The 21,262-nt window shown below is 27.5% G+C and carries 18 protein-coding genes; 11 read left to right on the forward strand and 7 right to left on the reverse strand.

The features are described 5' to 3' along the window. Positions 1 to 5: 5 nt before the first annotated feature. The 4 genes from ACTTAO_RS01925 to ACTTAO_RS01940 all read right to left on the reverse strand — a co-directional run bounded on the left by ACTTAO_RS01925 (position 6) and on the right by ACTTAO_RS01940 (position 3,843). Positions 6 to 512, reverse strand: coding sequence for an rRNA adenine N-6-methyltransferase family protein (locus tag ACTTAO_RS01925; protein WP_440690701.1), 507 nt, complete (start codon positions 510 to 512; stop codon positions 6 to 8). Continuing rightward, positions 509 to 1,357, reverse strand: a complete 849-nt coding sequence (locus ACTTAO_RS01930; protein ID WP_440651009.1) for a hypothetical protein — start codon at positions 1,355 to 1,357, stop codon at positions 509 to 511. Before ACTTAO_RS01930 ends, ACTTAO_RS01925 begins: the two co-directional genes overlap by 4 nt. A gap of 87 nt (positions 1,358 to 1,444) precedes the next feature. Continuing rightward, positions 1,445 to 2,047, reverse strand: a complete 603-nt coding sequence (locus ACTTAO_RS01935) for a type IV pilin protein (protein ID WP_440690702.1) — start codon at positions 2,045 to 2,047, stop codon at positions 1,445 to 1,447. 170 nt (positions 2,048 to 2,217) lie between these two features. Further along, positions 2,218 to 3,843, reverse strand: a complete 1,626-nt coding sequence (locus tag ACTTAO_RS01940) for a hypothetical protein (RefSeq protein ID WP_440690703.1) — start codon at positions 3,841 to 3,843, stop codon at positions 2,218 to 2,220. Positions 3,844 to 3,910: 67 nt separating this feature from the next. Here ACTTAO_RS01940 and ACTTAO_RS01945 point away from each other — a divergent pair, with 67 nt between their 5' ends. Then, positions 3,911 to 4,588 (forward strand): hypothetical protein, encoded by a 678-nt coding sequence (locus ACTTAO_RS01945; RefSeq protein ID WP_440690704.1) that lies wholly within the window; start codon positions 3,911 to 3,913, stop codon positions 4,586 to 4,588. Positions 4,589 to 4,598: 10 nt separating this feature from the next. Here ACTTAO_RS01945 and ACTTAO_RS01950 read toward each other — a convergent pair whose 3' ends face one another. Next, positions 4,599 to 5,366, reverse strand: a complete 768-nt coding sequence (locus tag ACTTAO_RS01950) for a hypothetical protein (protein ID WP_440690705.1) — start codon at positions 5,364 to 5,366, stop codon at positions 4,599 to 4,601. 38 nt (positions 5,367 to 5,404) lie between these two features. Between ACTTAO_RS01950 and ACTTAO_RS01955 the strand changes: the two genes are divergently transcribed. Genes ACTTAO_RS01955 through ACTTAO_RS01965 form a run of 3 tightly spaced genes read left to right on the forward strand, consistent with a single transcriptional unit; the run spans position 5,405 to position 8,405 of the window. Further along, positions 5,405 to 5,917, forward strand: a complete 513-nt coding sequence (locus ACTTAO_RS01955) for an STAS domain-containing protein (RefSeq protein ID WP_440690706.1) — start codon at positions 5,405 to 5,407, stop codon at positions 5,915 to 5,917. Continuing rightward, positions 5,918 to 6,673 (forward strand): prepilin peptidase, encoded by a 756-nt coding sequence (locus tag ACTTAO_RS01960; RefSeq protein ID WP_440690707.1) that lies wholly within the window; start codon positions 5,918 to 5,920, stop codon positions 6,671 to 6,673. It abuts the gene before it with no gap. Positions 6,674 to 6,707: 34 nt separating this feature from the next. Further along, positions 6,708 to 8,405, forward strand: a complete 1,698-nt coding sequence (locus tag ACTTAO_RS01965) for a tetratricopeptide repeat protein (protein WP_440651002.1) — start codon at positions 6,708 to 6,710, stop codon at positions 8,403 to 8,405. On the opposite strand, the gene ACTTAO_RS01970 is transcribed toward ACTTAO_RS01965, so the two are convergent. Both ACTTAO_RS01970 and ACTTAO_RS01975 read right to left on the reverse strand, forming a co-directional pair. Beyond that, positions 8,402 to 9,460 (reverse strand): putative zinc-binding metallopeptidase, encoded by a 1,059-nt coding sequence (locus ACTTAO_RS01970; RefSeq protein WP_440690708.1) that lies wholly within the window; start codon positions 9,458 to 9,460, stop codon positions 8,402 to 8,404. The two genes, ACTTAO_RS01965 and ACTTAO_RS01970, sit on opposite strands and share 4 nt — an antisense overlap. After that, a complete protein-coding gene (locus ACTTAO_RS01975; protein ID WP_440690709.1) occupies positions 9,460 to 10,092 on the reverse strand; it encodes a hypothetical protein in 633 nt (210 codons plus the stop codon). The genes ACTTAO_RS01970 and ACTTAO_RS01975 overlap by 1 nt, the downstream gene beginning before the upstream one ends. A gap of 45 nt (positions 10,093 to 10,137) precedes the next feature. On the opposite strand from ACTTAO_RS01975, the gene ACTTAO_RS01980 reads away from it, so the two are divergent. The 7 genes from ACTTAO_RS01980 (at position 10,138) to ACTTAO_RS02010 (ending at position 21,261) form a co-directional block, all read left to right on the forward strand. Next, positions 10,138 to 10,974 (forward strand): AAA family ATPase, encoded by an 837-nt coding sequence (locus ACTTAO_RS01980; protein WP_440650999.1) that lies wholly within the window; start codon positions 10,138 to 10,140, stop codon positions 10,972 to 10,974. 99 nt (positions 10,975 to 11,073) lie between these two features. Next, positions 11,074 to 12,021 carry a LysR family transcriptional regulator gene (locus ACTTAO_RS01985; RefSeq protein WP_440690710.1) on the forward strand — a complete coding sequence of 316 codons (948 nt, stop codon included), beginning with the start codon at positions 11,074 to 11,076 and terminating at the stop codon, positions 12,019 to 12,021. Then, positions 12,012 to 14,045, forward strand: a complete 2,034-nt coding sequence (locus ACTTAO_RS01990) for a CHASE2 domain-containing protein (protein ID WP_440690711.1) — start codon at positions 12,012 to 12,014, stop codon at positions 14,043 to 14,045. Before ACTTAO_RS01985 ends, ACTTAO_RS01990 begins: the two co-directional genes overlap by 10 nt. Beyond that, complete coding sequence (locus ACTTAO_RS01995; RefSeq protein ID WP_440690712.1) at positions 14,038 to 15,660, forward strand: hypothetical protein; 1,623 nt, start codon at positions 14,038 to 14,040, stop codon at positions 15,658 to 15,660. The genes ACTTAO_RS01990 and ACTTAO_RS01995 overlap by 8 nt, the downstream gene beginning before the upstream one ends. Further along, positions 15,657 to 17,138 (forward strand): FecR domain-containing protein, encoded by a 1,482-nt coding sequence (locus ACTTAO_RS02000; RefSeq protein ID WP_440690713.1) that lies wholly within the window; start codon positions 15,657 to 15,659, stop codon positions 17,136 to 17,138. Before ACTTAO_RS01995 ends, ACTTAO_RS02000 begins: the two co-directional genes overlap by 4 nt. A 50-nt stretch (positions 17,139 to 17,188) precedes the next feature. Next, positions 17,189 to 18,610 (forward strand): hypothetical protein, encoded by a 1,422-nt coding sequence (locus tag ACTTAO_RS02005; protein WP_440690714.1) that lies wholly within the window; start codon positions 17,189 to 17,191, stop codon positions 18,608 to 18,610. Next, positions 18,610 to 21,261 carry a FecR domain-containing protein gene (locus tag ACTTAO_RS02010; RefSeq protein ID WP_440690715.1) on the forward strand — a complete coding sequence of 884 codons (2,652 nt, stop codon included), beginning with the start codon at positions 18,610 to 18,612 and terminating at the stop codon, positions 21,259 to 21,261. Before ACTTAO_RS02005 ends, ACTTAO_RS02010 begins: the two co-directional genes overlap by 1 nt. Position 21,262 lies beyond the last annotated feature (1 nt).

Raw genomic sequence — 21,262 nt, forward strand, 5'->3', positions numbered from 1 at the left:
CTAAATTAATAGTAATGCCAAATAAAGGCGGGTGGCAAATTGTTAAGTACAAAATGTCTGTCATGATTCTTAAAATTGACTTTTTTAAATTGATCGAAAAATTTATAGCCCAATATAATAAACCAATCTAGTTGACCATTTTTAATATGTTCATTAATTAAACTAGTTAAGTCAATTCTTGTTTGATTTTTTATAAGTGGGATTGAAGTAAATAATCCATATTTATTTTTATAATTTCGAAGAAATTCTATTCCACAGCTATTTACAACATTGGAACTAGGGTATGTATTTTTTAATAATTTAACAAAATCCATGTCCCTCTCAACTATTGTTAAATCTTTATTTTGTATAAATCTTGATAAACTTCCAGTGCCACCCCCTATCTCTACAACATTTTTTATCTTAGTTTTATTTATAATATTAGAAATCTTCTTTGCAGAATTTTCAGAAGATTCTACTATAGCCCCAATATTTCTTGGATCTTTTAAAAATTTCTTAAATATTAAATTCATTTAATATATGTACTTTTCTCAAACTCATGTCTGTACAAAAGAATTATAAAATTTTTAATTGAACTAAACTTAAATGGTACTGTTAGAGTATCATCTTTTTTTTCAATTATATAAAATCCAGACTCCTCCAATCCTTCGCCTACGTTCATCTCATCTATAAAACTATAATGAGAAATTACCTTATTATGAGCAGATAGAATTATATTTTTACCCTTTTTTATTTCTAAATCTAAAACTGCTTCTTTTAATTTTTCTCCAATTTTGTTCCTATCTAGAGGGTGAAATGCAGTATAATGCAAAAGACCAGAGAATATTTTATCTATTTTATTAAATGCAAACAATGCTGTTTCAACAGCTCGACATGAGGGACTGCTAACAACTTCACTTATCTCGATATTGGCATGTGAAAAAGCTTCATTAATTAATTTAGACTCCTCAATTCCCTTTGGTGTTAAACAGGTTGCCTTATACCAAGAAAAATCTCTAGCATTGTACTTATTAAACAGTTCATAAGCATCAAAACCTTCAACTGAATTATTCCATTTTTCTCTTTCTGAATGTCTAAATAAAAGAATTAAACCTCCTTCTTTAACTCTTTCTGCCCAATAAAGTTTCTCTAAAGTATCCTTATCTAAATCAGTACTTATATTTTTTGATTTAAGAAAGTTAAGAATTTCATCCGAAATTTTATATGAAGTATCACTACCTTTAGTTTTGTTAACACTAATTTTTACTATAGTGTAATTATTTCTAAATTCTTGAAGAACAACATAAGTTAAGGAAGTACTCACCAATAAAACAAAAAATGTTAGAATAATATGTGTTTTATTTAATTTATGAACCATTTATAATTTGAGTGGTATGGTACTTTATAAAAAAAAACCCCTCTATTTAATTTTAATAAAGGGGTTTTTAAAACTTTAAAAGTTAAATTACTTTAATTCAAATAATTTTCCTTTTTCGTCTCCAGATGATCCCTCTGTATCATCAGCAGTTGCATAAGTTATAATAAAGTGACCTTTTGTTGCTGATGCCGTTGTTGCTTTTGCAGAAGTAAGCTCTGTAGCTGTAAGTCCTGCTCTAGATCCAGCTGTAAAAAAAGCGACGTTTATTTGTCCCTTTTCAAGTGCAGATGTATTTTGATTATATACTACTTGGCTTCCTCCTGCAGGATCGTAAGGATTTTTGAATACATTTCCATATCCTGAAGTGTCAAAATAGCAAACAGCACCATTTAGGAATTTACCAATATTTTTATCAGAAGCTTCACTATCGTACTTAGTAGTTGATCCTGCACAGTTAGTAGAATAGCTGTTAATTGCACCTGAAACAGTTTGAATACTATTATTTAATAGTGTTAGTTCTGTTTCCATAAATCTTTTAACTGAATTAAAATTAGCAATCGCAACTCTCTCTTTTGCTGAGTCTGTGTAACTTTGATAGCCTACGACACCAACTCCGGCTAATACACCAATAATTGCTACAACAACAAGTAATTCAACCAGTGAAAAACCTTTTTGTAATGTTTTTTTCATTTATTTACCTTTTTTTATCTTTAATTATTTAAATAATATTTGATCTAGATATATTAATTTTTTATTTTTAAGTCAAAGAAAGAATTATCTACATACTTTTGATATATAATATTTCTATATAAACGGCTATTAATACACAAAAAATCTATAGTTTTTTTGTCTTTCGCAAATTACTCATTAAGCAATTTTTTTGCTACATTTTCTATAGAACTTTCATTTTCCTTAATCCAATCTCTGGATTTTTTTGACACTATTCCTTTTACATATTTTTTAGCGTCAAAAAGATTGCTAAATTTTTTTAGAGGTTTTTTTGCTTCCTTGTTTATGTTGGTAGATTGAATTTTATCTAAAATACTTTTAATTTCATACTTTGAAAGTTGATCTTTTAAAAGGTTAAACTGTTTTTCTATTTCATTTTGGATATTTGGATAAAGTTCTTCCTTCATCTGATCTTGAATTAATTTTAATGTTTCATCCTTTGTTTCATGATCTTGATTTCTTTGTTTCATATTATTTTGCAGTATAGAATGACTATTTTGTAATTCTGATGAATGATACATTTGAAGCATTCTCATATTTTGCAAATCTATAACCTTGGAGATTTGATCAAACTTTTCCTGAAGTTTTTCAGACTCACTTTTATTTTTTTGTTTTTCTTCTATTTGATTTATTATTTCAGGTTCAAGATTTTGAATTTTTTGATTTATTTGATCAATTTTTTCAGCTGCTTCGTTTCTATAAGTCGATAAATTATCTAAAGTCTCTTCAATTTTATTATGAAGATTATTTAATGTATTTTCAATCTTTAAATTATAATCTTTTAAATCTTTTATTTTTTCATCAAGTTGTTTTTCAATATTTAAGTTTTCAGTAATTTTTTGCGGGTTGTTTAATTGATTAATATTATCATCTATTTTATTTGAAATTGAGCTGATATTATTTTGAATGTCATCAAACTGAGTATTTAATTGACCAATTTGATCCTCTAAATTCGCAAAATTTTTGTTTGCTTCATCTTCGTATTTTTCAAACTCCTGATGATAATTTTCATTAATATTGTTAAGTTTATTTTCTAAATTTTCCTCAGATCTAGTAAGAGCTTCAGTTAATTTTAAGTCAAGCTCATCATTAAATTTTTCAGAAAAAATATTTTTTTGATTTAATAACTCATCTAATTTCTCTGTAAGTTCAGAGCTATTTAAATCTAAATCATTTATTTTAGCGTTTAACATTTCTAGTTGCTCGTTAGAAAATGTCTGAGGAGTTGTAATTTCTTCTTTGACCACTTCATCATTTAATGTTTTTTCATAATCATTATCTTGATTACTAGTAACACTTTCAGCCACTACATTTGTTAGATTGACTATGTCGTCTACTTCCTCAATCAAATCAATTATTTTTTGATCATTAGTGTTAGAAATTTCATCTTTAAGTTCAATGATACTGTCATCAAGATTGCCAAAGTTAGACAAATCATTATTAGCTTCATCAATGTCACTTAAATTTTGTTCAACAACTTCGTTGTTTAGGAAGATTATTTTATTATTGCTATTTGCTTGTCTTGATTTTGATTGCAAAGATGTTTCCTTAGAAGAAGAAATAACAACGGTTTTATCAGTACCTGTAGACGACATTTTTGTTTCTATGTCATCTTTGAGATCAATTACCTGCTCATTGAAAATTTCCTTAAGCTTTTGAACATAAAGTTGTCTAGATAGTTTAAGTTTTTTATCTTTTAATAATTCGAGCCTAATTTCATCAAGAGTTTTTTTGATGTAAATTGGGGTTTTTTTCATATAATAAATTTTAAGAACGAATCATTTGCAGTTTATCAAATCTATAAATGATAGTAAAAAATTTATAATGTTTGGCTTGGGAAAAAATAAATCAAAAGTTGTTGAAGACGAATCAATTAAAGATAAATCAAAATTTGTTGTAGTAGGTTTTACTGTAATGATTTTTGCTTTATTGGCATTTTTAATTGCCGAAATTTACACTTCAATTCAACTTTCAAAACAAAATAAACTTTTAGCTAATTCCGGAAATATCCAACAAGAGTCTGACAATATTATTATTAAAATGGCCAAAATTGGAAAAGAGGTAAATGAAAGTGAGTATGAGTATATTAAGGAGATAATGAAATTTATGTCTCCAACTGAATTTCAAAATTTCAAAAATTCAATTTCGGGAATGGCGAGTGAATTTAATGTGCAAATTAATAGTTTGAATGAAAGTGAGAGTGATAAATTGGGAAAAAATTATTCAATTAATTACATCGAGTACCAATTCTTAAGTACCTATCAAAACTTAACTTATTTTAAAAATAAAATTGCAGAGAGTGATTTTAAAATAAATATAATTGATGAAAATATTTCTAGAGAAAATGCTAATTCTGAAAAAGTAATAGCTCAAGGAAAAATTGGAGTTTATGTTTTTCCTGGTAAAGAAAAATTACTGAAGGATAAATCAAAAATTATAGAAAAATTCAAAGCAGAAGAAGAAAAATTAGCTGCAAAAAGCAACGCTGAGACTGAAAATTAATAATAGATTTTTATTTTAACCCCAAAGGCTCCCTGATGTAATCATACATTGGTTTTAAAAATTCTAAATAGTCTTCCATAAATGGAAATGCCATTCCTACTTGATCTCTAAATGGAACTATCAAAATAGAAAAAACAATTAATAATAGTATAAGCAAATAAAAGAGTAATCTTGCTCTTCTGCCATCATTTGATTTTTGCTGATCTGCTTGTTGCTGTTCTTTTTCTATAAACTTTTTTGCCTCTAAAATTCTATCTTTTTTAAATAATTTTTGAAAGAAATTTAAATTTTTATCTCTTTCAGTTTTATATTCATCCATATTTTTATCCATCTCTTCTTTTGATGGAGGATCATTCGTTTCTTCATCTGTAAATATTTTAAAATTTGATATAACTTCTGGATTTTCTTTGTTAATTTCCTCTAAATTTTCTTCTCTGATTTCCTCTTCTGGCAAACTCTCCTCATGAGTGGGCAACAACTCTTCTGTATCACCTAAGCCCGTTGTTTGATCTATAGTTTCATCCTCTTGTAGTTGAGCTTTTGTTGTTGCGGCGAAATCCTTAATTTCCGCATCTTCCTCAATATTATTTTCGTTTTCTGTTAAAGAATTTTGATCTTCTTTAAGAGTTTCATCTTGATTGATTGGATTATTTCCTTGATCTGGGTGATAAAACCATACTTCAGAACATGAGCCACATCTAACTTTTGAGCCTTGTTCTGGCATTACTCCATCAGCTAATTTAAATTTTTTTTTCCCGCAAATACAATCGATAATCATATGTTGTAATTTAAAACTAATAATATAAAAAAATACATATGTCTATTGAACAAAAAATTGATGGAAATATAGGAAAATTGTTCGTTGATGGTGAGGTTGATTTAGATAGCTCTCCAGAACTAAGAGATAATATAAAAGACTTAATTGATAATGTTAAGACGATTGAGGTGCAACTCTCAAAAGTGAGCTATATTGATTCCTCTGGTATAGCTGCATTAGTAGAAGGTATGCAACTTTCAAAAAGTAAATCTAAAGAATTTTTTCTAACAGACGTTAGTAATGAAGTGATTAAAGTTATCAAATTAGCTCACTTAGATAAAATTTTTCAAATTAAAAATGTAACAGGTACAAATGCAGCTGAAGTAAGTTCAGAGCCAGAAACCATTCAAGAACCTGAGCAACAAGCAAGTGAAAATGTTGACCTTGCTCCTAGTGAAGAACCTCAGCAACAATATGATAATGAAGAAACAGAAAACAAGGAAACTGAGGAAACAAATCCTAGCATCAAAAGAGATGATGACGATGGAGATAAAATAAAATTTAAAAGATAAGTGCTTTCCTTATCACTGTTTATTATTGGATCTATTTTTGGTAGTTTTTATAATGTATGTATATATAGACTTCCTAATGATTTAGATGTCATTTCAAAACGATCATTTTGTACTTCTTGTAAATATAAAATACCTTTTTATCTAAATGTTCCAGTCATTTCTTACATCATAAATCTCGGTAAATGTAAAAATTGCAAAAGCAAAATTAATATCAGCTATCTTGTAGTCGAAATTTTAACAGCAATTTTATTTGTCTATGCTTACAGTTTGTACGGACTAAATATTAAAACTTTAGCATTCATTATTTTTTATTCAGGATTATTAATTATTTTTTTTACTGACTTAAAATATTATTTAATACTTGATAAAATTACCATTCCATTATCAGTTCTTGGTCTGATTTTTACTTTTTTTAAGCATAATCCTTTTGATGTTGATATATTTAGTTCTATTATTGGTGGGGTAATTGGTTATTTAATTATTTATATTATTAGATTTTTATTCTTTAAAATCAGAAAAGTAGAAGGCATGGGTTTAGGAGATGCCAAATTATTTCTAATGGTTGGTATTTGGCTTGGAGTAAAATCAATTTACTTAATCTTAGCAAGCTCAGCAATCACTGGGGCAATAATTGGTTCATTGATTATTTTTTTTTACAAAAAAGACAAAGATTTTCAAATTCCTTATGGATGCTTTATAGTCATAGCTTCTGCATTGTATCCATATCTAGGATCAGTCTTTTATAATTTGATTTAAAGATATATTGTTAGATAACTGATTCGTTTTAAAAATGAATAAATCTCTAGTAGCTCAAAATATTAAAAAAAATTATCAATTATTAGATAATAGACAATATGGTCTTGCTGAGCAAAATGCATGCAATCTTTTAAAACACGATCCTAACAATCATGAAATTTATAATTTAATTGGAGATATTCATTATAAACAAAATAACTTTGATAAATCAATTTGGTATTATTTTTCTTCACTAGATAGAAATTTTGATCGTAAAGCACTAAATAGATTGGGTACAAATATTTTTTTATTAAATAATAACTCTGCTGCGGAAAAAGTTTTAACAAATCTTTTAGCTCATGACCCTACTTATATAGATGGTTATTTAAGTTTAGGGCTAGTCTATGAACAAAGTAAAAAGTTAGAAAAAGCGATTGAGTGTTACAAAGCTGCCATTAAAATAGATCCCCAAGAAATAAAGGCATACTTAAGTCTTTCAACTTTATACAAACAAGAACAAAAATACGATGAAGCCATAAAAGTTTATCAACAAGGTCTGATAAACAATCCAAGTAATCATTTTATTCTAAGTAACCTTGGAAACTTATTCTATCTACAGCATAAATATGAAGATGCTATAATCTGTCACCAAAGAGCAATTAAAGCTAAACCAGATTCACACGTAGTACATTTTAATTTTGCAAATACCTTACTAAATGCTGGAAAATATTCTGAAGCAATTGAAATGTATAGAAAAACAATTGAACTAAATCCTAACTTTAACAAATCAAAAATTAATTTAGGTACTACTCTTTTATCAATGTCAAATTTTGAAGAAGGTTTCAAAGAATATAATCATAGAATATATGAAGATAAAAATTTTAAATCAGTACTTCATAAAAAAAATTTAATTTGGAATGGTCAAAATATTGAGAATAAAAAAATTCTAATTATTGCTGAAAGTGGGTTGGGTAATACTTTGCAATTTTCAAGATACCTTGAAACATTAAGTCAGCTTAATTGTAAAATTATATTTCAGTGTCAGGAAGAACTGCATCATTTCTTTGAGGATATGGTTTTTATAGAAGAAATTATTAGTAGTGAAAGTGAATATGATGATTATGATTATTGGATACCATTACAAAATTTAATTTATTTACTTACACCGGATCTTAATAGCAATTGTCCTTTTCCATCATCCATCAAAATTAATGACAACAAACTTCTAGAATGGGAAACGCTGATAGAAGTTAATAATAATGTAAAAATTGGTTTAAACTGGCAAGGTAGTAGTTTAAATCCTAGAGTTGCTAATAATTCAGTTTCTCTTAACAATTTTAAAAACATTGTAAAAAATCCATCAGCTACATTCATAAATCTTCAAAAAGGTTCGGCTGTATCTGAAATTGAAAAATTTAATTTGGAGGAAAATATTGTTAATTATGATTTGCTGATGGATGGTGGTTCAAAAAAATTCATCGATACTGCTGCGATAATAAAATATTTAGATCTCGTTATAACAACTGATACTTCAATTGCTCATTTAGCAGGAACACTTGGTACTCAAACTTGGTTATTGCTTCCCAAAATTTCTGATTGGAGATGGTTAAATTCTAAAGATGAAACTATTTGGTACGATAATTTTAGAATTTACAGACAAAAAGTCCAAGGAGACTGGTCAGATGTCTTTTCAAAAGTTGAAAAAGATTGCCAAGAATTAATTAAAAATATTAGCGAATTAAGAAAAACTTAATTTAAATTTTTCCAAAAATTTTTATTTATTTCTTTTGAAATGCTTTTTAGCCTAGAGATCATTAATTTTGATTTCTTTAACAATATTTCGTCTTTGGCTATAGCTTTTTTAAATTCTTTATGTTGAGCAATCATGAATGCATATAATTCTGCTTTATCTTCTGCAGAATTATTTCTTGCATAACCTGAGATAAATCCTTCTACTGAGGTATCTATTCCTGTGCTATCTTTTATCAAATCATCAGAGTAGTCTACCTTATTAATTTTTTCCCAAGTTTCATCTAATTGCATTAATGATAATTTAGAATCTATAATGTGATAGAATTCGTGATGGAACAAAAGTCTAATATAATTTTTTTTTGCTTTTAAGTCTTTAATTTCATTAACGACTGACAAATTTAAATAAAAAACTCCTGGTGATTGATCAACATGACCTGGTGCCAAACCACCTGGTTCAAATCCTAATGATTTGTCAGTTATTTTTTCACAAATCATTACATATTTTAAACCTGAGTTTTGTAAAAAAGATTCTGGATAGATACTTATTTCTTTTATTAGATTATTGGTAATATCCTCATAATTAGACTTTACTTGTCCACAAAAAAAATCTTTTTTGTTTTTAAAATTTTCTTTACTAATCAAAAAATCTATTCCTCTTGAAGAATAAACTTTTTTTGATTTAATATATTCACCTAAAACCTTTAAGCTCAATTTTGAGTTAATATATTTTGCATATCTGTTATATTTTAAATTTTTCTCCAGTGTTCTAAATCGAACTAGGCAATCAACTCCACCATCTTTTTTGCAGCTATCTAATGCTTGTTTGTCTAATTGATTTTGGGGTAAAGATCCCCACATCGTATATAAGTTACCTGAAACAGACTCAACTACACTGCCTCTAAATTTTTTATTGGTTTTTCTATTTTCTTCGATTGTAGAAATGTATTTTTTTACAAATTCTACCCTTTCCTGATAAGCTTTTTTTGCATCCGTGGTTATGCTTCCAGCATATAGATTATTTGGAAATAATAAAAAAAATATAACCAAAAATCTCATTAAACATTTTTGAAAAACTTTATACTAAAACTTGATTTAATATCTCTAAATTGTTCAGAATAACAAGATGCAAATATTTCTAAACTATTTTTTTGAGGGGCATCTGTTAAAACAAAGTTTAACGAATTATCATTAGGTTCCTTTTCTGTTAAATCAAAACTATTAAAATAATCTTTCCATAGAGAAATTTTATCTTTGCAATTATTTAAGTCTCCTTGTTTTTCATTATTAAAAACAATTATTGAATAAACTTGATTTTGAGAATTCGTATAAAAATAATAATTGTTAAAATGATTTGATAATATTTTTGGCTCTACTACAAAACAATTACCATCTACTAAACTTTTTTCACACTCTCCAATTATTTTTAGTTGATCTTTATTGAGTTCCGCTAAAAACAATTGATTAAAGATTTGATCTAGACGGTTTTTTGGAAGTAAAACGTCAGTATTTTTTGGTTTTAACAATTCTGTAAGACTTGAGACATCCAGACCTTCTTGCTCTTCAGTTTTTTTATCAAATATATCTTCTGGTTTATTTTCTTCTTGTCCAGGTAAATCACCTGACTCACCTGAAATTGCATTAAAATTAATTAAAAATAGTAATAAAAATATTTGAATAAATAGTTTCATTTATTTAAGACTGTATAATAATTAACTATTATTAAACATAAATCAATGAGTGAAGTAAATCTATCAACTATTCAAGAAATTAATAAACTTCCAGGTTTAAAAAAAGTAAAAGATGAGGTCAAAAAACTTGTTGCTTACCTTCAAAGTTCTAAAGAAAGAAAAGAAAAAGGACTTGAAGGAGGTCCATCATTAACTCTTCATTTAATTTTTTCTGGAAACCCCGGGACTGGTAAAACAACAGTTGCTAGATTTCTCGCAGAAATTTATAGAGAACTAGGATTAATACATGGCGGTAAACTAATTGAAGTTACAAGAAGCGATTTAGTTGTTGCAGAAAAAGGAAAAACAGCCGAAAGAGCTGCAGATAAATTCAACCAAGCAATAGATAATGTGTTGTTTATTGATGAAGCTTATACCCTGATCAACAAGAAAGATCCAAATGATTATGGTCAAGAAGCTATAGATGAATTGCTAAAATACATGGAAGATTATAGGGATAGACTGATAGTAATTGTTGCCGGTTATAAAAAAAATATGCAAAATTTTATAAATAGTAATGCTGGTTTAGTATCGAGATTTAAAAGAGAAATAATTTTTGATGACTATAATGAGTTAGAGCTTTATCAAATTTTTTATAAAATGTGTAGAGAGAACAGCTATGTAGTAGCAAACGATGCAAGCAATTCAATTAAAAACGCTTGTAAAAAAATAATTGAGGTTACTGGTGAGAGATATTCAAATGCGAGAGATTTAAGAAGATTTTTTGAAGACTGTATTCAAAATCAATCAGTTAGACTAGCTGAAAAAAATAATAAAACAAAATTAGATTTAATGATGATTAAAAAAGAAGACATAGAAAATACAATTGGAGACTTTAAATAGGAAAATGGACTATTTTAAATATTTATAAAAAAAATCACTGTTAAAATTAAAAAAATTATATATTAAGGTAATTTTTATATATAAAAATTATATAATATTATGTCCAATCAAGATTTTTTAAACCCTAAATTTTTAAAGTACTTTATAACAGTATCTGACAAAGGTAGCATTCTATCTGCTAGCACAGAGTTAAATGTTGCTCAACCATCTATAACAAGAGCGATAAAAATTATAGAAAATAGATTAAAAAAAAAATTATTTACTAGAACAAAAAAAGGTGTCTTATTAACTAAAGAAGGAGAAATTTTTTATCTAAATGCAAAGTCAATACTATCATTTAATGATAAAGTCATAGAAAATATAAAATCATTAAAAATTGAGGAAAAAACTAAAATAGTAAATCAAATTACTTTTGGAATCCCTGCTACCTTATCACACTCACATAAAGAAAATATTCTTTGGTTAATAAAAAAAAATAATTCAAATATTAGAATTAAAGTTGTTGAGGATGATAGTTTTGAAATGATTAACTTAATAAAACAAAATAAAATTGACTTTGCTATTACTTGTATAAATACACAAGATAAAAACATTTTAAAATCAAATCTTTACTCTGATCCATTCTGTGTAGCATTTTATAAAGGTCATAAGTTTCAAAACCTAAAAGAAATAAATATTGAAATGATAAGAAAAGAGAAAAATTATATATTTCGAAATACATGTGAATTCTTTTTTTATGACTATTTAGGAAAAAAGGGTGTGGTTCCAGGTTATTCCGAGGTTCAAAAAAATATTAAGATTAGGAAAGAAAATAGTAATGATAGAGATATCATATTTACTAATAGTGATACTACAGCTTCAGCATGTGTAAAAAGTGGATTAGGGGTAGCTATAATTCCTGAAAGTGTTGCAATAGATCACAAATTACTTTTTAAAAAAATAAGCAAACCCTCAATTAATAGGGAAATTTTTTTCATACAAAACAAACAAAACAAAAATACAATCAACACTTCTGATGAAGCTCTTAAAAATGCTTTATGGTTATAAATAAAATTTTCAGTTCAATTTCAAATTTAAAAAAATATTTAGGATTAATTATATTAGTTCTTTTAATTTCCTTTAAAATTCAAGACAGTAGCTTTGTCAAAAGAGTTGAGAATATTTCTTATGATATTTACCAATCTATATTTCATGAAGAAACAGAATTTAACGATGTGCTAATAGTTGATGTTGATGAAAAAAGTATAAACGATATAGGTCAGTTTCCTTGGAGAAGAGATGTTTTTGCAAATTTAGTTTATAAATTAAACGATCTTAATGCATCAGTTATTTCGTTTGACTTCTTTTTTAGTGAAGCAGACAAACAAAATCCTATTCGAGTTTTTGAAGAGTTCAATATTGAGAAAGATAATATTTTAGACTCTGATAAATTATTTATAGAAGCAATCAAAAGCTCAAATATAATTCTTCCAGTTTTGGGGGATATTTCCAAGATTAATAAATTAAACAACTCTAAACCAAAAATGAACTTGATAACTAGAGGAATGGATCCTGAACAATATCTTTATAAGTTTAAAAACAAAATTACCTCATTAGAACAAATGAACAATGAAGCTAAAGGTATTGGAAACATTTCATACTTAGACAATGATGATGGAGTTTTGAGATCTTTGCCAATGTTATTAAAAATCAATAATGATGTATGGCCATCGTTAAGCTTAGAAACTTTAAGACTTTTTCATAATCATAAAAGCATTTTGGTTAAATCAAGCAATAACGGCATAGAACAAATAAAAACTAGAAAATACTCAATAAATACAGATCCAAACTCAATAGTTTTTATAAATTACAAAAAATTTAATAAAAATAATTATGTTTCTGCAAGTGATGTACTAAATGATAAAATTTCTAAAGATAAAATAAAAAATAAAATAATTTTAATTGGAAGTTCAGCACAAGGTTTATTTGATTTTGTTAAAATACCAAACGGTAAAGTAATACCTGGAGTAGAAACTCATGCGCATGCAATAGAAAATATAGTAAACGATGATTTTATAATAAAAAATTTATTAACTGATATAATTGAAAATATTGTTTTACTAACTTCTTTGATTTTAGTTTTAATAATTCCAAAAAGAGTTAATCCAAAATTTAGTATACTATTTTTTATAGGAGTTGTTTTAACTCTTATGTCAACAAGCTTAATATTATATCAATTTAATTATTTTGTAGACGTCCTTTATACAATAATGGGTTCTAGTTTGTTGTTTCTTTTAACCCTATATTTTAGATATCTTCAAGAAAATGAAATTGCAATTGCTAACGAAAAAAAACAAATAATTTTAAAGAAAGAGAGAGAAATAGCAGGAGAAGTTCAGAAAAAATTATTTCCAAATACATTTGAAAATCAAAATATTCTTTGTGCAAAAAATGTCCCTGCAAGAGACGTCTCTGGAGATTATTATGATTACATCAAAATTTCAGATAATGAGTTTTACTTTACTTTAGCAGATGTCTCTGGAAAAGGTGTTAAAGCAGGAATATTAATGGCAAGTGCAGCAGCAGTATTTAGATCCATGGCAAAACTTGAAAAATCTGTTTCAACAATAGCAAGATATGTAAATAACCAAGTTGCTGAGTCTTCATATCAAGGAATGTTTATTACTGCAGTAATAGGAAGATATAAAATAAATGAAAAAAAAATTGAATATATAAATCTAGGTCATGAACCAATAATGGTCTATGATAATAATTTTAAGTTTGAGTATTACAAATCTACCCTCCCTCCCCTTGGAATTATGAAAATGGACAATGATGATTTTTTTCAAACTAGTGAAATAGAGTTGAATAATAAAAACTTATTGATCTATACAGATGGTGTTACTGAAGGATACTTGGAGAATAACAAAGAGCTAGAGGCAAAAGGAGTTGAAAATGAAATTGTTAACAATAAATTTAGATCGCCATCAAAAATTATTAACCATTTAAGCAGTATATTAACTAAAAGAAGTGAGCCTTTAAGAGACGATATTACGTGTTTAATAATTTCTGGATTCTCTAAACATGACTAAAAAAATATTTTCTATCCTAATTTTAATTTTTTCAGCAACAAACGTATATGCTGAATTATTTTTAAGTGAAATTTTAAATAAACCAACTGACTTAAAACAAGCATTAAAATTTGTTGATCAAGAGCAGGATAGAAAAATTAATGAGGCTATTTATGTTTTAGAAATATTAAATGAAAATTATACTAAAGAATTAGAAATCAAGATTAGACTATATTACCTTTATGAAAAAAATAATGACGAATTATCCGCAAAAAAAATACTCGATGAACTCAAAAAATTTAAAAATATACCTCAAGATATCCAAGATAAAATAAATAAAATTTATACTGTAGAGAGTAAATCTGAAACAACAGATCAAATAGTTATGGCTAACGACAAATCGGGTGGCATAAAGTATTCTGAAATACTTAATAACCCAACAGATTTAAAATTAAATTTAAAATTTGCAAAGCAACAAGAAAATTTAGGAAACTACAAGACTGTTATTGCCACCTTAGAGAGATTATCTGATCTTTACTCTGAAAATATCGATCTAAAGTTATATTTGTTATCAATATCATTAAAAATAGACTCTAAAGAAAGGACAAAAGCAATTATTGAAGATATTCAAAAAAGTGAAAAATTAACTGCTGATATTAGAGAAAAATTAAATTCATTAATTAAATCCTTAGAAAATCAAAAAAAAACAAAAAATGAAAATGAGTGGGTAAAATATGTTGATTTTGGTTTCAATCTATTTGAAGAAGACAACGTGAATACTGTTTCAAACTCAAAAACTTTATTCATTAGTGACACTATTAGTAATTATGCTGCAAACACAATATATGATGACACATATAATGAGTTTTTTGTAAGAAGCGGAGCATTTAAAAAACTTTCTGATACTTCAAATTTAAGTTTAAGCTTAAGTAAAAATATAACTGAACAAAATAAAGATAAAAATAAAGAAAATGATCTTGATAGCTTGTTTGTCAATTATAATAAACAATTTGAAAGAAACTATACTTCAGGATATTTCTCAATAAATAACAATAAATTTGTTAATGATGCTGAGAATGTCATTTACAATATGACATTAGAAAATAGATACTTAACTAAACCAAATCAAAATTTTTTAATATCCTCTAACCTAGGTGTTACAGATTATAGGACTGACTCAACATTCGCTTCTGCTGATAATAAAAATAATTCATATTATGGAATATCGACAGGTTACGAATATTTTTTTGAAGATAAAAGTAATATTAAATTTAAGTTAGGTTTTAATGAATATAATGCTAGGCTAGATTCTTATGGATATGAAAACAACTATTATAAAATCTCTACCTCGGGTGAAATTGGATTTTTAAATTATACAGTATCACATTCTAAAAACTCAAATAAATATGATAAAGCAGACACTTTTGTGAAAAGTGACCAAATTAGAGATGATGATATAACAACAAACAGTTTGGTTCTTAATGGAAATTTAGAAAAATTTTTAAATTATGATTATTTGAATAATGTTTATTATAATATTTCTTATTCTGATATAAGTTCACAATCAAATATTTTAAATTATGATTATGACAAGGAAATAATCAAATTTGGATTGACTAAAAGGCAAATGTTTTGAAAAAAATTTTTATCATTTTTGTTACTTTATTTTTAGCAAATAATTTATTTGCTGAGGAAAAAGTTATAGGAGCAATTTCACTTTCAATTGGAAAAATAACAAATCAAAAAGGACAAATCCTTCAAGCAGGAGATAAAGTATACTTTGGTGATGAAATTATATCTGATGGTAAATCAAAATCACAAATAATTTTTTTAGATGAAACAGTTTTAACTATAGGTGAAAGTACCTCAATTACAATTGATGAATTTGTATTTGACCCTAATACTTTAAATGGAAATTTTTTAACTACTTTAAATAAAGGAAGTGTTAAAGTTCTAAGTGGTTTAATTAACCAAAAAAATCCAGAAAACTTAGAAGTAAAAACTGCTGCAGGAACTATTGGTTCTAGAGGAACTGAATTTCAAACTATAGTTGATGAGGAAGAAAATGCTCAAGTTTTACTTATTGGACCAGGTGAGGATAATACTTTGGGATTAAGACCAGGTGCAGTTGAAGTCTTTAATGAGCTTGGAAGTGTAATACTTGATACTCCTTTTTCTTTCACAGAATTAACTTTTAATCAAATTCCAACACCACCTGTAGAAATTACACAACAGCAACTTCAGCAATTTCAAGACGCTATTGATATACAAGCAAATTTAGATGCTCAAAGTTTTGAAAATGCTATTAAAGAGGGATTGTTTGACGACCAACAAATAACAGGAAACGAAATAATAGGAGAACTGATAACAGATGCTCTAAACTTAAGTGATGGAGGATTAACATTTGATCAAATAGCTGATGTATTAGGTGTGGACATTACTCAACTCGTCGGTGAAGATTTACAAGCAGAATTTGAAAATGAAACTACAGAAAATCAAATTGCAATGGCAAATGCTGAAGGAGGTGACGGCCTTGCTTATATTTTACGTTATGGTGGTACAAATTTAGGTGATACAAATTATGGAGACTTTCAAGGTATCACTTCAGGAACTTATACTTACACTGGAAACAATATCAATATGGCGGCAACAAAAGGAACGGGTTCAGGAACTTTTAGTGGTGTAACAACGGTTAATTTTGCATCACAAACAATCAATAACACATATTCAGGAACTCTAACTTTAGATGGAAATGCAAATGTAGATTTTAGTTATTCTTTTACAACTGATTATTCAAATGGGACGGCTACAACATCTATGTGGGGAACAAATAACGGAATATTTAGTATTAATAATTCTAATGGCACCACAGCCTCTACAACTAAATCAGGTGAGAGAGGTTTTGATCCATCAAATTTTACTGCTGCAGCAGGAAATTATTATGCTGATGCTGCGACAGACTTTTTTAACGTTCAAATGAATGGATCACCAAACCCTTCAACAGGTTCTGTCGCTACAATTGCTCTTAATGTTACAGACTACAATGATGATGCAAGCGATACAGAAAATACAATAGATGGTCAAAGAACTGGAATTATGCCATCTAGGAATTAATATATAATAAAAAGTATATTTAAATTTAATTAAAAATTAAGGTCTGTATTTTGAACTTTGAGTTTGTCATAAAAAAAAATTTTTTAAAAATTATAATTATACTTTTTGTGTCTTTGTTTGCTCATAATGTTAAAGCAGAAGTTAAGTATAAAGAAATCTTAAACAATCCTACTGATTTAAAATTAAATTTAAAATATGCAAGAGAACAGGAAAAACTTGGTAATTTTAAAAATGTAATTGCTACTTTAGAAAGATTAACTGCTTTATATCCAGAAAATATTGATCTTAAATTATATCTCTTATCAATTGCGGTTAAGACAGACAGTACAGAAAAAGTTTTGAGACTTGTAAATGAAATAAGACAAACAGATGAAATAGATGAAAATACAAAAAGAAGAGTAGCTCAAGTTTTTGATGATATTAATAAAAAGAAAATTAATGAAACAAAAAAAGAAGCAATGCAACAAGCTAGAGATGTTGTAAACAAAGCTGAGCAAAAAAGAAAAGATAAAGCTCAAATTTCAAAATCAAATTGGATTTTTTATCAAGATTTTGGATGGAAAACAGCACTACATACAAATGTAGGAAGTATTTCTAATTCCCAAACAAAATATTCTTCTGGAGCAATTGTAGATATGACTGGAGTCAAAGGTGATAATATTGAAACAATTAATTATTTGTTAGGTGCAACTTATCAAATAAATAATAACTCAAATTTAAACCTATCTATTGGAACTTCAAGCTCAGAACAAAATAGAGGTACTTCAGACGAAAATGATACAAATTCATTTTCAGCTAGTTATAGTAATTTTTCTGAAAAAAATGTATTCAATGGATCTCTTTCTCTTACAGATACTAATACAAGAAGAGCCGCTGACAGTATTTCAAGAAATTTTAGTTTGAATAACAATTATAATATTTATGGTAACCATAAAATTCTTTCTGGTTTAGTTTTGACTGAGACAAGAGGAAATCAAAATCCTTCAAATGCATCTAAAAGACAGTCTAATACATTTAAAGCAGGTTTGAACGTTGGATATCAATATCTTTTTAGCGATAAACAATCTTTAACTTTAAAATATGCGTTTAATGAAACTGAAGCAATTGCCGATTATAACGGACTAACAGATGACTCTTTAACAATTTCTTACTCAAATAACTTTCCAATTAGTAGTTTTGGAATAAGTTATTCAAAAACTGACAAAGAATACAATCAAATAGATAGTTTCATTCATCCATCAATTATTAGAAATGACAATGTAGAAAACTATACTATTTCTTTGAATGGGAGCTTGGGTCAACTTTTTAATTCAACTAAATTTATTAAAACTTCTCAAAGAATAAAAGAAAATTTAAATACATTTAGTTATAGTTTGTCTTTGTCTGAAACTAACAACAACAGTAACTGGCTTCAAAACGATTATGAAAAGAAAACTTTTAATTTTGGTTTAACAAAAAGAATATATTTCTAATGAAAAAAACATATAAAATCTTTTCAATGAAAATGGCTTTATCTATAACCTTATTAATTTTATTAGGTATTTCATCGTCCTTAGCTAAAGAAATTGGAATTATTGGTTTTGTGGTTGGTGATGCATTTAATCAAGATGGAAAAAAATTAAATGTTGGAGACTCTGTTTATTTTGGAGACACTTTAGTCACTAAAAATGGAGGAAAATCTCAAATTTTATTCATAGATCAAACTGTGATGACTATTGGGTCTGGTACTGAGTTGACTATTGATGAATTTATTTTCGATCCAGAAACTAGCGACGGTAAACTACTTTCAACAATAAAATCAGGTAGTGTAAAAATATTAACTGGAAAAATTACTGAAAAAAACCCTGAAAATTTAGTAGTTGAAACCCCTGCAGGGACAATAGGATCTAGAGGAACTGAATTCAAAGCTTCAGTAGATGCAAATACCTCAAAAAGTAAAATACTACTAATTGGACCAGGACCTAAAAATTCACTTGGATTAAGACCTGGAGCTGTTGAAGTTTCTAATGCTGCTGGAACAGTTCTTTTAGATAAACCTTATTTATTTACAGAAGTAAATCAAAATACTCCTCCGAGACAACCAGTAATAGTTTCACAAAATGAATTAAAAAAATTCCAAGAGCTTGAAATAGAGCCAGAAATAGAAGTAACAGAAAATGAAAATACAGAGGAAGTTTTAGTTGCACAAAACGAAGATGAACAAAATGAAGAAGTTAAACAAATTATTCAAGATGAAATTTTTGGAGAAGATGAAGAGTTAAGTGATCTTGTTGTAGACACTTTAGTCACAGCATTGTCTAAAGATGATGGAGGTATAACCGCTCAATTACTTGGAAAATCTTTTTTGAATAGTGGAAAAAATATACCAAGATCCCTGATTCCAGAAGATGTAAAAAATCAGTTACCAGAGGGTCTGGATATTAATTCTCCAGAGGCAGATGATTTTTTTGCAAACGAATTACAAAATGAACTTGAGAAAGTCATGCTAATTTCAGCAAGGATAGAAAATGTAGATTTTGTTCCAACTGAATTAAATCAATTTAGCGCAGGACTAAATGACATTAAAGTACCCATCGTTAATGACCAGACTGGTGATGTTGTATTTTTAGAAATGGGAGATATAGACTTGAAACCTCAGTTTGCAAACATTGCTAGTAATGGAGGTATTGTTGAAAACTTTATACCTGAGCAGATAATCTTAAGAGGTCAAAACGAAATAGCAATTGATCTTGAAAGAGGTCAAATTTTTGAGCAACAAATTGATCCTCAAATGGAGGAATTAAATCAAAGATTTGAGACAGCACTAATATCTGGTGCCTCTCCTGAGGAATTAGATCAAATTATTTTTGAAATGGATAATGTAATATCTGAAGCTAATCAATCTGCAGAAGCATTTAGTTTAGTATCAATTGAAAACCAATTATCAAATGAAATTAGATTAGATGTTTTTACTAATGAAGAATTTAATCAGACAAAAGAAAGTTTTATATTTAATACAGACGATTATGCACAAAATTGGACAAACGCAGCTGATGAAGGATTGGTTCCAATTTTTCAATTAGATGGAAGTGTAACTTTTGTTGAAGAAGATCAAGCAGATATTGCCTGGCAGGAAGTGGATCAACAATATGAACAACAGTTTGCTGAACAATTTCCTGAAATTTATGAAGCAGAAAAAAGAGCAGAGGAATTAGCGCAAAAAGCAGATCAAGAAGCAAATTTATTATATTCAAGAGTAGATCAGGCTATTGAAGATGGAGCTTCAGAAGAAGAAATAAATCAACTTTATTCAGAAATTGATAGTCAATTAAACGAGATATATTCAGAAGTAGATGCTGCTTTTCAAGAAGTTGCACTAGCTGAAATAAAAACTGAAGTTATTGAAATTGGTGCAAATGAAATTATAGCTGAAAGTAGAGTTGAAGAAGATTTGTTGGCAGAAAGCAAAACAGAAGAAACCGAAACTATCTTTGATCTATCTTTAAGAGGTTATTTAGATCTTGCTTATGGAGACGAAATTGAACTCTTCGATACATCTATAATTGAAACTGACAGTTATAGTATAGGCACAACAACTTATTCTGACTTAAACACTAAATCTAGTGGTACAGAAACATTTACTGGAATAAGCACTACACTTTATGTAGATACTGCAGGAGGAGATGCGGCTAGCGCAGTAGATAGTCCTGGTGATACTGCAGGATCATTTGTACCTACTCACACAATTAATTATAGCTCAAGGACTATAAATCAAGGTATTGTTGCTAGTGATGTTCAAATAGGAAGTGCAGCAGCTAGAGATTTTACTATTGATAAAGATATAACTTATAACTCTACCTCTTCAGGAAATGCTACACCAGCCTCATCTTTTGAAGTAGATATGAGCGGTAATGTTTCTGATATAAATTCTTCCTTGACAGGCGATATAAGCAAAACCTTACCTGCAAGTGGTTATGATGATGGTGGTAGTGTAAGTTATTTTGTAACTGTTGAATCTAATTTTGAAAATTTATCAGGAAAATCTTTTGCTGACTCGGTTTCAACTACTGTAACTGTTCAAACAAAAGATGCTGATGGAACTACAAATCAAATATCTGGATCTTCAACAACTGGAAGAGATTAGA

It is taken from the genome of Candidatus Pelagibacter sp. HIMB1782 (assembly GCF_052047475.1).
Classification (GTDB): domain Bacteria; phylum Pseudomonadota; class Alphaproteobacteria; order Pelagibacterales; family Pelagibacteraceae; genus Pelagibacter.

Excerpts from the sequence above, each read along its gene's own strand:
- ACTTAO_RS01925 (WP_440690701.1), bottom strand. The coding sequence starts at position 512 with ATGAATTTAATATTTAAGAAATTTTTAAAAGATCCAAGAAATATTGGG.
- ACTTAO_RS01930 (WP_440651009.1), bottom strand. The coding sequence starts at position 1,357 with ATGGTTCATAAATTAAATAAAACACATATTATTCTAACATTTTTTGTT.
- ACTTAO_RS01935 (WP_440690702.1), bottom strand. The coding sequence starts at position 2,047 with ATGAAAAAAACATTACAAAAAGGTTTTTCACTGGTTGAATTACTTGTT.
- ACTTAO_RS01940 (WP_440690703.1), bottom strand. The coding sequence starts at position 3,843 with ATGAAAAAAACCCCAATTTACATCAAAAAAACTCTTGATGAAATTAGG.
- ACTTAO_RS01945 (WP_440690704.1), top strand. The coding sequence starts at position 3,911 with ATGTTTGGCTTGGGAAAAAATAAATCAAAAGTTGTTGAAGACGAATCA.
- ACTTAO_RS01950 (WP_440690705.1), bottom strand. The coding sequence starts at position 5,366 with ATGATTATCGATTGTATTTGCGGGAAAAAAAAATTTAAATTAGCTGAT.
- ACTTAO_RS01955 (WP_440690706.1), top strand. The coding sequence starts at position 5,405 with ATGTCTATTGAACAAAAAATTGATGGAAATATAGGAAAATTGTTCGTT.
- ACTTAO_RS01965 (WP_440651002.1), top strand. The coding sequence starts at position 6,708 with ATGAATAAATCTCTAGTAGCTCAAAATATTAAAAAAAATTATCAATTA.
- ACTTAO_RS01970 (WP_440690708.1), bottom strand. The coding sequence starts at position 9,460 with ATGAGATTTTTGGTTATATTTTTTTTATTATTTCCAAATAATCTATAT.
- ACTTAO_RS01975 (WP_440690709.1), bottom strand. The coding sequence starts at position 10,092 with ATGAAACTATTTATTCAAATATTTTTATTACTATTTTTAATTAATTTT.
- ACTTAO_RS01980 (WP_440650999.1), top strand. The coding sequence starts at position 10,138 with ATGAGTGAAGTAAATCTATCAACTATTCAAGAAATTAATAAACTTCCA.
- ACTTAO_RS01985 (WP_440690710.1), top strand. The coding sequence starts at position 11,074 with ATGTCCAATCAAGATTTTTTAAACCCTAAATTTTTAAAGTACTTTATA.
- ACTTAO_RS01990 (WP_440690711.1), top strand. The coding sequence starts at position 12,012 with ATGGTTATAAATAAAATTTTCAGTTCAATTTCAAATTTAAAAAAATAT.
- ACTTAO_RS01995 (WP_440690712.1), top strand. The coding sequence starts at position 14,038 with ATGACTAAAAAAATATTTTCTATCCTAATTTTAATTTTTTCAGCAACA.
- ACTTAO_RS02010 (WP_440690715.1), top strand. The coding sequence starts at position 18,610 with ATGAAAAAAACATATAAAATCTTTTCAATGAAAATGGCTTTATCTATA.